The organism is Saccharothrix sp. S26, from assembly GCF_021390395.1.
Classification (GTDB): domain Bacteria; phylum Actinomycetota; class Actinomycetes; order Mycobacteriales; family Pseudonocardiaceae; genus Actinosynnema.
This window is the reverse complement of sequence record NZ_JAJUWT010000003.1, coordinates 16585-28336: the sequence shown is the minus strand read 5'-3', so window position 1 is coordinate 28336 and position 11752 is coordinate 16585. Positions and strand designations below refer to the sequence as shown.

The 11752-nt window shown below is 72.7% G+C and carries 15 protein-coding genes; 5 read left to right on the top strand and 10 right to left on the bottom strand.

Annotated elements, in window-relative coordinates:
- Positions 1-2: 2 nt before the first annotated feature.
- The 5 genes from LZG04_RS04930 to LZG04_RS04910 form a co-directional block, all read right to left on the bottom strand.
- Positions 3-185: a hypothetical protein gene (locus tag LZG04_RS04930; protein ID WP_233813595.1), complete on the bottom strand. Its 183-nt coding sequence runs from the start codon at positions 183-185 to the stop codon at positions 3-5.
- Positions 186-405: 220 nt separating this feature from the next.
- Positions 406-1455: a CapA family protein gene (locus LZG04_RS04925; protein WP_233813593.1), complete on the bottom strand. Its 1050-nt coding sequence runs from the start codon at positions 1453-1455 to the stop codon at positions 406-408.
- Positions 1456-1502: 47 nt separating this feature from the next.
- Positions 1503-1673 carry a hypothetical protein gene (locus LZG04_RS04920; RefSeq protein WP_233813591.1) on the bottom strand — a complete coding sequence of 57 codons (171 nt, stop codon included), beginning with the start codon at positions 1671-1673 and terminating at the stop codon, positions 1503-1505.
- Between the two features lie 94 nt (positions 1674-1767).
- On the bottom strand, positions 1768-2874 hold the full coding sequence (locus LZG04_RS04915; RefSeq protein ID WP_233813589.1) for an XdhC/CoxI family protein: 1107 nt from the start codon (positions 2872-2874) through the stop codon (positions 1768-1770).
- A gap of 80 nt (positions 2875-2954) precedes the next feature.
- On the bottom strand, positions 2955-3848 hold the full coding sequence (locus tag LZG04_RS04910; protein ID WP_233813587.1) for an AraC family transcriptional regulator: 894 nt from the start codon (positions 3846-3848) through the stop codon (positions 2955-2957).
- Between the two features lie 72 nt (positions 3849-3920).
- On the opposite strand from LZG04_RS04910, the gene LZG04_RS04905 reads away from it, so the two are divergent.
- Both LZG04_RS04905 and LZG04_RS04900 read left to right on the top strand, forming a co-directional pair.
- Complete coding sequence (locus tag LZG04_RS04905; protein WP_233813585.1) at positions 3921-4727, top strand: NADP-dependent oxidoreductase; 807 nt, start codon at positions 3921-3923, stop codon at positions 4725-4727.
- A 71-nt stretch (positions 4728-4798) separates the two neighbouring features.
- Positions 4799-5020 carry a PspC domain-containing protein gene (locus LZG04_RS04900; protein ID WP_233813583.1) on the top strand — a complete coding sequence of 74 codons (222 nt, stop codon included), beginning with the start codon at positions 4799-4801 and terminating at the stop codon, positions 5018-5020.
- Here LZG04_RS04900 and LZG04_RS04895 read toward each other — a convergent pair whose 3' ends face one another.
- The 5 genes from LZG04_RS04895 to LZG04_RS04875 all read right to left on the bottom strand — a co-directional run bounded on the left by LZG04_RS04895 (position 5021) and on the right by LZG04_RS04875 (position 10124).
- On the bottom strand, positions 5021-6370 hold the full coding sequence (locus LZG04_RS04895; protein WP_374202790.1) for a beta-N-acetylhexosaminidase: 1350 nt from the start codon (positions 6368-6370) through the stop codon (positions 5021-5023).
- Complete coding sequence (locus tag LZG04_RS04890; RefSeq protein ID WP_233813581.1) at positions 6367-7212, bottom strand: carbohydrate ABC transporter permease; 846 nt, start codon at positions 7210-7212, stop codon at positions 6367-6369. The genes LZG04_RS04895 and LZG04_RS04890 overlap by 4 nt, the downstream gene beginning before the upstream one ends.
- Positions 7209-8102: a carbohydrate ABC transporter permease gene (locus tag LZG04_RS04885; RefSeq protein ID WP_233813579.1), complete on the bottom strand. Its 894-nt coding sequence runs from the start codon at positions 8100-8102 to the stop codon at positions 7209-7211. Before LZG04_RS04885 ends, LZG04_RS04890 begins: the two co-directional genes overlap by 4 nt.
- Positions 8099-9379, bottom strand: a complete 1281-nt coding sequence (locus LZG04_RS04880) for an extracellular solute-binding protein (protein ID WP_233813577.1) — start codon at positions 9377-9379, stop codon at positions 8099-8101. The genes LZG04_RS04885 and LZG04_RS04880 overlap by 4 nt, the downstream gene beginning before the upstream one ends.
- Before the next feature lie 91 nt (positions 9380-9470).
- Positions 9471-10124 (bottom strand): copper homeostasis protein CutC, encoded by a 654-nt coding sequence (locus LZG04_RS04875; RefSeq protein WP_233813574.1) that lies wholly within the window; start codon positions 10122-10124, stop codon positions 9471-9473.
- A gap of 130 nt (positions 10125-10254) precedes the next feature.
- On the opposite strand from LZG04_RS04875, the gene LZG04_RS04870 reads away from it, so the two are divergent.
- From LZG04_RS04870 to LZG04_RS04860, 3 genes are all read left to right on the top strand, one after another.
- Positions 10255-10452: a hypothetical protein gene (locus LZG04_RS04870; protein ID WP_233813572.1), complete on the top strand. Its 198-nt coding sequence runs from the start codon at positions 10255-10257 to the stop codon at positions 10450-10452.
- Positions 10453-10637: 185 nt separating this feature from the next.
- The gene (locus LZG04_RS04865) at positions 10638-11243 is read left to right on the top strand and encodes an RNA polymerase sigma factor (RefSeq protein ID WP_233813569.1); all 606 of its coding nucleotides are present in this window, start codon (positions 10638-10640) and stop codon (positions 11241-11243) included.
- A gap of 59 nt (positions 11244-11302) precedes the next feature.
- Positions 11303-11725: a carboxypeptidase regulatory-like domain-containing protein gene (locus tag LZG04_RS04860; protein WP_267935248.1), complete on the top strand. Its 423-nt coding sequence runs from the start codon at positions 11303-11305 to the stop codon at positions 11723-11725.
- Positions 11726-11752 lie beyond the last annotated feature (27 nt).

The window sequence follows — 11752 nt, the reverse complement described above, 5'->3', positions numbered from 1 at the left end:
GCCTACTTCCGGGACTCCTTCGGCGTCCCAGAGGAGAGGAGGAGCAGCGCGAGGAGCACGCCGGCCGCGTTCGGCACGTGCAGCGGCGGGTCGGTCAGCGCGCACTCCGGCTCGGCCACCAGGGCGCCGAGCTGCTCGATCTCCGCCGGTGTGGCGACCGTGCGGGTGGTGGTCTGAACAGGCATGGGAGCCTCCCTCCACAGTGGGCGTCACCACGTTGGTCGTAGTGGCTGCCCTTGCGTGTCCGCCCTTCGAGTGCAGCACACACGGGCGGTCCCCATCCCCTTTCGAGGGCCGATCCCGGCCGGTAATACCTGTCCGGGTGACAAGTGGTTTTCCGTTTCGCCCCAACGGTTCCGGAGCGTCACGACCTTCCGAGGGACCGCACGCCCCCGGCCGCTCGGGTCAGGGGTGGGTGATGGCCGCGCCGAGGCTGCGCACGACGCCGTCCGTGCGGGTGAGGGCTTCCGTGCGGCGCGGGTTGGCGGGCACGCGGGTCAGGTCGACCACGCGGATCGGCGGGCCGAACTCGACCAGGGTCGGGACGTAGGACGCCTCGGCCACCGCCCAGCCGGACGGTCCCTTCACGAACTTGAACCGGGTGACGATGCCCTCCTCGGTGATGCCGCGCGGCTCGGAGTGGCGGGCCACCTCGTTGCCCATGCCGTAGACGACCCACTTGCCGTTGACCTGCTCGATCGGCTGCACGGCGTGCACGTGCGTGCCGATGATCAGGTCGACCGCCGGGTCGGCCAGCAGCGCCCGCGCCATCTCCTTCTGCTGCGGCGTCGCCTCGTGCTGGTACTCGTTGCCCCAGTGCAGGCTCGCCACCACGACCTCCGCGCCGGCCGCCTTCGCCGCGCGTGCCGCCGCCAGCACGCCCTCGGTGGAGAGCTGGTTCGCCATCCACGGCTGCGGCAGCGGGATGCCGTTGAACCCGTAGGTGAACGCGATGTGCCCGACCTTCACCCCGCCCACGTCCAGCAGCAACGGCGTCGCGGACTCCGCGGGCGAGCGGAACGAGCCGGTGTGCTCGAGCCCGGCCGCGTCCAGCACGTCCAACGTCGTCTTGATCGCGGGCGCACCCCGGTCGAGGGTGTGGTTGGAGGAGGTGGAGCAGCTGTCGTAGCCGATCTCCTTCAACGCCGACGCGACCTCGGGCGGCGCGCTGAACGCCGGGTAGCCGTAGGTCGGCGCGCCCGGCGCGGACAGCGGCGTCTCCAGGTGGCAGATCGACACGTCGGCCGCGATCGCTTCGCGCAGCCCCTCCAGCAGCGGCACGAAGTTGCGCGCGCCGTCGGCGTCGGCCTGCTCGGTCAGCGCCGGGTGGATCAGGATGTCGCCACCCGCGGCCAGCGTGAACGACGGCGGCTCCGGCGCGGCCGACGACGTGGTCGTCGCGGGCGCGCGCGGCGAGGTGATCACGACCGGCGACCCGGTGCACGCCACCAGCACGACGAGGCAGGCGACCAGCCCGAGGACCGGCCGCCCACCGCGCGCGTTCAGCGGTGCCGCCCGCGGAACCCGCGCACCAGCAGCGCCACCACCACCAGCCCGGCCAGGACCGGCAGCACGCGCTTGAGGACGGGCGCGCCCGCCGGGTCGACCGGGTCGAGCGGCTCGTCCGGCACGGCTCGCAGGTGCGGCCTGGCGGCGGTCTGGGGTCCAGTCACCTCCTCAGCTTCCGCCGGCGCGGGCCGGCTCGCCAGGCATTGCGCGAACTCGTCCACGATCCGAGCGGTCCGGTCGCCGGGGCCGACGACCCCCTCACCTGTGGATGGAGCCGTCGGTGCGGGTCAGGCGCTCACCTCCACCGCCCCAGCGCAGCGCGATGATCTCGGCGGCGATCGACACCGCCGTCTCCTCCGGCGTGCGGGCGCCCAGGTCCAGGCCGATCGGGGACGCGAGCCCGGCCAGCTCTCCCTCGGTCACGCCCGCTTCGCGCAGCCTCCGCAGCCGGTCGTCGTGCGTGCGGCGGGACCCCATCGCGCCCACGTAGCCGAGCTTGAGGCGCAAGGCGACCTCCAGCAGCGGCACGTCGAACTTCGGGTCGTGGGTCAGCACGGCGACCACCGTGCGCTCGTCCACCCGGCCCGCCTCGGCCTGCGCGGCGAGGTAGCGGTGCGGCCAGTCGACGACCACCTCGTCGGCTTCGGGGAACCGGCTCGCCGTGGCGAACACCGGGCGCGCGTCGCACACCGTGACGCGGTAGCCGAGGAACGCGCCCAGCCTGGCCACGGCGGCGGCGAAGTCGATCGCGCCGAACACCAGCATCCGGGGCGGCGGCTCGAACGAGTTCACGAACACGGCCAGGCCCTCGCCGCGCCGCTGCCCGTCCGGCCCGTAGTGCAGGGTGCCGCTGCGGCCGGTGGCGAGCAGGCCGCGCGCGTCGTCGGTGATCGCGTCCCGCGCCCGGGCGGACGGCACGTCGCCCGCGGCGCGGTCGGGCCAGACGACCACGCGGCGGCCGACCCACTCGGGGTGCTCCACCACCGTGGCCACCGCGACCGGCTCCTGCGCCCGGACCGTGTCGAGGACTTCGGGCAGTTCGGGGAACGAGCCCTTGTCCACCCGCTCCACGTAGACGTCGATGATCCCGCCGCACGTCAACCCGACCGCGAACGCGTCGTCGTCGCTGACCCCGTAGCGCTGGAGCACCGGCCGCCCGTCCCGGACCACCTCCTGGGCCAACTCGTACACCGCGCCTTCCACGCAGCCGCCGGAGACGCTGCCGACGACCGCGCCGTCCGCACCGACCAGCATCGCCGCGCCGGGCGGGCGTGGCGCGGAGCTGAACGTGGCCACCACCGTGCCGACGCCGACCGTCTCGCCCCGGTCGACGCGACGGGCCAGTTCGGCGAGGACATCACGCACGTCGGACCTCCTCCAGCGGGGTGCCCCGATTGTGCTCCCGGTCGTGCGGCCGGGCACACCCCGACGGTGGCGAGCCGGCGTCACGTGGTCGGGTGTGCGCGCCGGTACCGGCCCGGCGCGGTGCCGTGGGCGCGCTTGAACGCGGCGGCGAACGCGAACTCCGAGCTGTAGCCGACGCGGCCGGCGATGGTGGCCAGCGGAGCGTCCGTCTCGCGCAGCAGCCGGGCGGCGGTGGTCATGCGCCACCACGTCAGGTAGGTCAGCGGTGGTCGGCCGACCAGGGCGGTGAAGCGCTTGGCGAACGGCGCGCGCGACAGGCCGGACGCGGCGGCCAGGCCCGCGACCGTCCACGGGTGCGCGGGGTCGCGGTGGATGTGGTGCAACGCGGTGGCGGTGACGGGGTCGTTGAGCGCGGCGGCCCAGCCGGTGGCGTGCTCACGCCCGGTGAACCAGGTGCGCAGCAGGTAGAGCAGCAGCGCGTCGAGCAGGGCGGGGACGAGGGCGTCGGAGCCCAGGCGCGGGTGCTCCAGCTCGGCGGCGAGCAGCGCCACGGCGGCGCGCGGTTCCGGGCCGGACACGAGCACGGTGTCCGGCAGGTCGCGCAGCAACGGGTGGACGTGGGCCAGCTCGTACGCGCCGCACAGCGTGACGGTGGTCGGGTGCGCGGGCGCGGGGTGCTCGGCGGCGAAGTCCGGGGCGTTCGGGTCGCACGCCTCGCCGGCCACCGGGGTGGTGGGGCTGTCCGCGAGCACGTGCCCGCGGCCGTCGGGCAGGAACACGACGTCGCCCGGGTGCAGCTCGACCGGTTCGGCGTGGTCGCGCAGCAGCCAGCACGAACCCTCCAGCACGACCTGGAACCCGGACGCGCCCGGCACCGGTGCGAACCGCTGCGCCCACGGTTCCTCCCACGCCACCCGGGCGACGACGGGCCGTCCGGTGCGCATCACCGCGATCACGTCGCTGAGCACGTCCACGAAGACGATTACACATGAAGATGGGATTCGGGAGCATGGATCGTCTTCCACGCGCTGCCTACCGTCGACCGCATGAAGATCGCACGGATCCACGAGTTCGGCGGCCCGCGGGTGATCGTGGTCGACGACGTCCCGCGGCCCGAGCCCGGACCCGGCCAGGTGCTGGTGCGGGTGGCCGCGACCTCGTTCAACCCGACGGAGGTCGCGGTCCGGGCGGGCCGGTTCGACCTGCCGCTGCCGCACGCGCTGGGCTGGGACGTGGCCGGCACGGTGGCCGGCGCGCCGGTGGTCGGCTGGATCGACGGCGCGGCGGCCGAGTACGCCGTGACCACGCCCGACCGGCTCGTCCCCGCGCCGACCACCATCCCGTTGGCCGACGCCGCCGCCCTGCCCCTGGCCGGCCTGAGCGCGTGGCAGATGGTGTTCGAGCACGGCGACGTGCGGCCGGGCCACCGGGTGCTGGTCAACGGCGCGGGCGGCGGCATCGGCGGGTTCGCGGTGCAGTTGGCCAAGCACGCGGGCGCGCACGTCACCGCCACCGCGTCCCCGCGCAGCGCCGCCACCGTGCGCGGGCTGGGTGCGGACGAGGTCGTCGGTTACGGGCCGCGAGGGCGGTTCGACGTCGTGCTCAACCTCGTCGCCGACGCGGAAGTGGCACGGTTGGGCGCAGTCGTCGTCTCCGCGACCCTGAGCGACGCCCCGGACGCCCATTTCGTCACCCGTTTCGACGCCGACCAGCTCACGCGGCTGGTGGACCTGGTGGACCGGGGCGTGGTGGTGGTCGACGTGTCCGAGCGGCACGGCCTGCCCGACCTGCCCGAGCTGCACCGGCGGGCCGAGGCGGGCGACCTCAGGGGCAAGGTCCTGGTGACACCCTGAGCGAGGGGGTCCGGGGGAAGTCAGGGTGCGTCCCCGATGTCCCGCGAGCCGGGGCGGAGCACTCTTGAGCCATGACGAACGACGTGTTGGACCAAGCCACCGCCAAGGTCAAGAAGCTCCGCCGCAGCCGGACCGACAAGATGGTCGCGGGTGTGTGCGGCGGTGCGGCCGAGATGCTCGGGGTGGACGCGGCGCTGCTGCGCATCCTCCTCGTCGCCGCCACCCTGTTCGGCGTCGGCGCCGGCGCGGTGCTCTACCTCGCCGCCTGGATCCTCGTGCCCGAGGCGGACTGATCAGCGGGGGTGGCCGGGCACTCCCGGGAGCGCCTGCCACGGCCGGGGGCCGTCGAGGGGGCGGTACTCGACGCCGAGCGCGTCCAGGCGCGGCAGGTGGTGCTCGGCCAGCCGGGTCAGGAACTCCGCCTCGTCACGTCCGGCGGGGCTCCACACGACCTCGGCGAACGCGCTCAGCCGGGGGAAGGCTGCGTAGTCGAGCCGCCGCGGCGAGTCGAGGTGCTCGGTCCACAGGTTCGCCTGCGCGCCCAGCACCCGGTCCGCCGCCGCCGGCTCGTACCGGTAGACGTCCTCCAGCGTGGTGACGGTGCCGACGGGGATCGGCTCGTCGGGGTGGTCGGACTGCCGGTAGTCCAGGTACAGGTGCTCTTCGGGGCACATCACGACGTCGTGGCCGCGGTCCAACGCGGTCAGGCTGTGCTCCTCGCCGCGCCACGACGCGACGATCGTGCGGGTCGGCAGCGGCCCGACGCCGAGCACCTCGTCCCACCCGAACGGCCGCCGCCCGCGCTGGTGCAGGTGCTGGGCGATGCGGCGGACGAACCGGCCGTCGCCGCCCTCGGCCTCGTCACCGCCCAGCCCGATCACCTCGGACGGGAAGACCTCCAGCAGCTCGTCGAACACCTGCCGGTAGAAGTCCACCGCGGACTCGTCGGGGCGCAGCACGTTCGGGTTGACGCCCCAGTCGGTCCACACCCCGCCGCCGGACGCGCCGAGCTCCGGGTACGCCGCGATCGCCGCCTGGCTGTGCCCCGGCACGTCGATCTCCGGCACCACGGTGATCTGCCGCTGCGCCGCGTACGCGACGACCTCCCGCAGGTCGTCCTGGGTGTAGTAGCCGCCGTGGGGCCGCCCGGCCATGCCGCCGGAGCGCCGGTCGCCGAACCGCGAGTCGGGCCGCCACCCGCCGACCTCGTGCAGCCGGGGGAAGCGCCGCGACTCGAACCGCCAGCCCTGGTCGTCGGTCAGGTGCAGGTGCAGCACGTTCAGCTTGTGCACGGCCAGCAGGTCCACGTACCGCAGCAGGTCGTGCTTGGGCAGGAAGTGCCGCGCCACGTCGAGCATCACGCCCCGCCACGCGAACCGCGGGTGGTCCTCCACCTCGCACACCGGCAGCGCCACCACGCCCGGCGGCACCACCCGGAACGCCTGCGGGCCGCTGAGCTGCCGCAACGTCTGCCGCGCGTAGAACTCGCCCGCGTCGTCGGACGCCTGGACCCGCACGCCGCCCGCCGACACCGACAGCCGGTAGCCCTCGGCGGGCCCGGCCACGCGCTCGACCTGGAACGTGCCGTCGAACGGCACCTCGCCGTCACCCCGGGTGAACGACACCGGACGCGGCAGGATCACGACTTCACCGCCCCGGCCAGGCCGGAGACCAGCCGCCGCTGCACGAGGATGAAGAACACCAGCACCGGAATCGTCATCAACGTCGATCCTGCCATGATCGCACCCCAGTCGTTCTGGTCCGGTTTGACGAACACCTGCAACGCCAGCGGCAGGGTCTGGTTCTCCGCCGCCGAGATGATGAACGTCTTGGCGAACAGGAAGTCGTTCCAGGCGTGGATGAACGACAGCACGCTGGTGGCCACCAGACCGGGCGCGACCAGCGGGAACAGCACCTGCCACAGGAACCGGAACCGGGACGCGCCGTCGAGCGTCGCCGCCTCCTCCAGCTCCGCCGGCACGGCGGCGACGAACCCGCGCAGCATCCAGATCGCGAACGGCAGGCTGAACGCCAGGTGCACGAGCACCAGCGAGCCCAGGTGGTTCAGCCCGAACACCGGCGCCACGTCCCGCACCGACCGCATGACGAAGAACAGCGGGATGGTCAACGCCTCGACCGGCACCATCTGCACCACCAGCAGCATGACCAGCAGCGTGGTGCGGCCGCGGAAGCGGAACCGGGTCAGCGCGGTGGCCGCCAGGAACGACAGCAGCAGGCCCAGCAGCACCACCGCGACCGCCACCACGAGGCTGTTGAGCAGGTAGCGGCCGAAGCTCTGCACGGTCAGCGCGCGCACGAAGCTGTCCAGCGTCGGCGCGAGCGTCCACGGCCGCGGGTCGGCCGAGATCACCTCCGCGCCGGGCTTGAGCGCGGTCAGCACCATCCAGTACAGCGGGAACGCCACCACGGCCGCGACGACGACCGCCGCCGCTTCCGCGAAACCCCGCGACGCGCGCCGGTTCACAGCGCCTCCCCGCTGCGGCGCAACGCCCGCAGGTAGCCGAGGGTGACCAGCAGCAGCAACACCGTCATCACCACGCCGATGCTCGCGCCGAGCCCGTACTCGGAGGCGGCGAACGCTTGCTGGTAGGCGTAGACGTTGAGCACCAGGTTGCGGCCGGCGATGCCGCCGCCGTTGGTCATGATGTAGATCTGCGTGAACACCTTGAAGTCCCAGATGATCGACTGGATCGTCACCACGATCAGCAGCGGCCGCAGCAGCGGCAGGATCACCTTGGTCGCCGTCCCGGCCGTGCTCGCGCCGTCCAGCGCGGCGGCCTCCAGCACCTCGCCCGGGATCGCCTTGATCCCCGCGTACAGGGTGACCATGACGAACGGGAACGAGCACCAGATCACCTGGGCCGCGACCAGCCCGAACGCCGTCCACTTGTCGTAGGTCCAGGACAGCCCGGTGGTGCCCAGCACCTCGTTGACGAACCCGAAGTTGGCGTCGAACAGGAACAGCCAGATCGTGGACCCGGCCACCGCCGGCGTCGCCCACGCGCCCAGCGCGGCCAGGAACAACGTGGTGCGCGCCCACGTGCGGACCCTGGTGGCCAGCACCGCCAGCACGGCGCCGACCAGCAGGGTGCCCGCCACGCAGACCGCCGCGAACCCGACGGTCTGCGCGAGCACGTCCCAGAACCGCGCGTCCGACAGCAGGGTCGTGTAGTTGCCCAGGCCCAGGAAGGTCAGCGGCGCGCCACCGCTGACCTGCTCCTGGCCGTAGTCGAACAGGGAGATCAGCACGAGCTGGTAGATCGGGTAGCCCATCAGGCCGACCAGCACCAGCAGCGCGGGGGCGAGGTAGGCGGACGCGACCCGCCCGTCGCCCTTGCGAGCGGTCGTCGTCATGAACCGAAGGCGGCGTTCATCTGCTCGGCCGCCTGTGCCGCCGCCTTGTCGAGGTCTTCGCCACCGGCGGCGACCTGCTGCAACAGCGTCGGCAGCACGGCCTGGGCGTCGATCTTGGCCCAGTTCGGCGTGACCGGCACGAACCGCGTGCCCGCGTCGAGGGTCTTGATGAACGGCTCCAGCACGGGGTTGGCCTTGGCCACCTCGGCCTGCACGTCGCCGAACGTGGGCAGGTTGCCCATGGCGTCGAACATCTTGCGCTGGTACTGCTTGCCCGCCAGCAGCTGCACGAACTGGGTGGCCAGCGTCTTGCGCTCACTGCCCTTCATGACGCCGAGCAGGTTGCCGCCGGCGAACGCGGGCGCGATCTCGCCCGCCTTCTTGCCCGGCAGCGGCACGACCGCGTACTTGCCGGCGGCGGCGGAGTCGTCGACGGACTTGCGGTTGAAGTCGCCGCCGACGACCATCGCCGCCTTGCCCGCGCGGAACGCCTCGACGCTGGCGTCGCCGCCGTTGCCCGCGCACTGGGCGGGCGGGCAGATGTCGTCCGCGATCAGCTCGGTGTACTGGCGCAGGCCCGCCTTCGACTCGGGGCTGTCGATGGCGGCCACGTACTTGTCGCCGTCCTTGCGGGCGATGTCGCCGCCGTTGGCCCACACGAACGGCATCGCGCCGTAGGTGTACTTGCCGCCGGCGGAGATGCCGAGCAGGTCCGGCTTGGCCGCGCGGATGCGGCGGGCCAGCGGCGCGATCTCGTCCAGCGTGGCGGGCGGTTGGAGGTTGAGCTCCGCGAACACGTCGGTGCGGTAGTAGAGCGCGCGCACGCCGACGAACCACGGCACGCCGTAGAGCTTGCCGTCGACCTTGGCGGTGTCGAGCACGGTCGGCAGCAGGTCCTTGGCCTCGTCCCACGTGCCGAGGTCGAGGTCGGTGAACCCGCCGCCCGCGACGTAGCCCGCCAGGTCGGTGTTGCCGAACTCGGCGACGTCGGGTGCGCTGCGGGGGTCGCTGAACGCGGCCTTGAACCGCTCGGCGCGGGTCTGCACCTGGATGTACTGGACCTCCACGGTGACGCCGTCGTGCGCGTTCTGGAACTCGGTGATCGCTTCCTGGACCACGGCCTCCTTCGGGCCGTGGTTGACCTCGTCGAACAGCCACACCCGGAGGTGGCCCGTCTGCTCGTCCGTGCCGGTGCTCGTGACGGGGCCGGACTGGACCGGGGTGCACCCGGCCAGCACGGCGACGCCCACGGCGGCAGCTGTCAGTGCGAACCGCATCCTCGCCACCTCTTCTCGCAACGTTGCGCAATGTGCAACAGCTATTTCAAGGGAAGCAACGGCGATGCTAATGTCCGCATCGGCAAGCGGTCTAGACCAGATTCGCCCAGGTCCGGACCGCGTCGGCGGACACCGGGGCGCCCCACCCGCCTGGCCGCACGGCGCTGCCCACGTGGAACCCCGTGACGCCGACGGCCTTCAGCGCCGGCACGTGCTCGGCCTTCAGCCCGCCGCCGACCAGGAGGCGCACCGCACCCTGCCGCGCGGCCAACCGTTCCAGCACCGCGAACCCGTCGGCAACCCCGCGCGGGCTGCCGGCCGCCAGCACTGTGTCGCAGCCCAGTCCCCCGACGGCGCTCCACGCCACCTCCGGGTCCGCCGAGTGGTCCAGCGCGCGGTGGAACGTCCACGCGCACCCGTCCAACTCCGCGACCAGCGCCGCGCACGCCGCCTCGTCCACCCGCCCGTCGGCGTCGAGGAAGCCGAGCACGAACTCCGCCGCGCCCGCCTCGCGCAGCGCCGCCGCGTCGCGCCGCAGCGCGTCCAGGTCGCCGGGCGCGAAGCCGGGCGCGTCGCGGAGCATGACCCGGACCGGCAGGTCGGTCGCGGAGAGCACGTCCCGCAGCACGGTGACCGGTGGGGTCAGCCCGTCCGCGGCCATGTCGACGGTGAGTTCCAGCCGGTGCGCGCCGCCGTCCTGCGCGTTCTCGGCGTCGGTGGCGTCCAGTGCGATGACCTCGAGCATGGTCTAGACCATAGCCGTAGCGGTGGCCGCCGAAGTCGGAGTGAACTGTTAAAGCGCGCCGATGTATCTCGCGTAGAACTACTCACTCCTTACTTGATGACCGGTCCTCAACCCCGACTGAGGAGGCCGAATGAGCGCCAATCCGCCTGGCGTCGACGAGCTGGACCCCGAGGAGCTGGAGAAGCAGTTCTCCGGCGACGGGGAGCCGGTCGCCGAGCTGGACCCGAAGGAAGCACTGAGCGACGTGCCGCCCGTGACGCCGATGGGGCACCACCAGACGCACAGCGTCCCGGTGGACGCCGACACGACGTCGGTGGCGCGCAACTGAATGCCGCTGGGGGGAGGGAGGTGGCCGTCGGTCGGCTTCGAGGGGTGTCGATCGGGGGTCGCCTGCCGTGGGGGGAGGGCGGTCCGCGGTGCGAGGGGGGCACCGCGGACCGCCGCCGCGCCGGTGGTGACGAACGTGTGTGACGATCAGCTTCGGCTGGGGGATGCCGAGAAGGAGGTGACGACGTGGGAGAACTGCGCACAGCCGGTGAGCGCCCACCGTGGGAGGGTCTCGACGGGACGGACCGGCACGCGGCTTGCGTCGTCGCCGCGCGCGACGGCGACCGCAGGGCGTTGGACGTGCTGGTAGCCGACCTGACGCCGCTGGTGTGGCACGTCGCCCGAGGTCACGGGCTGGACCGCAACACCGCCGAGGACGTGGTGCAGACGGTCTGGCTCGCGCTGCTGCGCCACCTCGACCGGCTGGTCGAGCCGCGCGCGCTGGCCGGGTGGCTCGTCGTCGCGACCCGCCGCGAGGCCCAACGGACCTGGACACCGGCTCGCCGTGAAGCGGCGCTGAGCGACGAGCTGGCGGAACAACTGGAAAGCGAGGACGGCCTGCCCGAGGACGCCGCCCTGGTCACCGACCGGGACCACCGGCTGTGGCGGGCCTTCGGCCGTTTGTCGCAGAAGTGCCAGGAGCTTCTGCGGCTCACCGTGCTGGCCGGCCGGGCGGAGTACCGCGCGGTCGCCGAAGCACTGTCCATGCCGCGCGGCAGCATCGGCCCCACCCGGGGTCGGTGCCTGACCATGTTGCGCACACATCTCGACGCGGAAGGAGGATCGCGGTGAACGACATCGACCCGCGCGATGACCGCAGAGGCCAAGAGGACACCGCTGTCCTCACTGAACTGAACCGCCTGGTGTACGAGTTGGACGCGCCCCCGCCGGGGCTCGTCGAACGCATCCAGTTCGCGGTGGCGCTGGAGAACCTGGACGTCGAGGTGGCCCGGTGGGAACGCGCCGGCTCCTTCGCGGGGGTGCGCGGCGGCAGCCCCGGCACCATCACGTTCACGGTGGACAACCTGACGTTGATGGTGAACTTCACGTCCATCGGCGCACGGCACCGCATCGACGGCTGGCTCGTGCCCGCCGGTGAGCACACCGTCGAGGTGAGGGTCGCCGAGCACGAGTCGAGCACCACCAAGGCCGACGACGGCGGCCGGTTCGTGCTGTCCGACGTGCCCGCGGGCACCACGCAGATCGTCGTGCACCTGGTGAACTCCCGGGGCGAGCCGGGGCGGACGGTCGTGACGCCGACCATCGTGTTGTGACGGTGAGTCGACCGATCGTGCACTCAC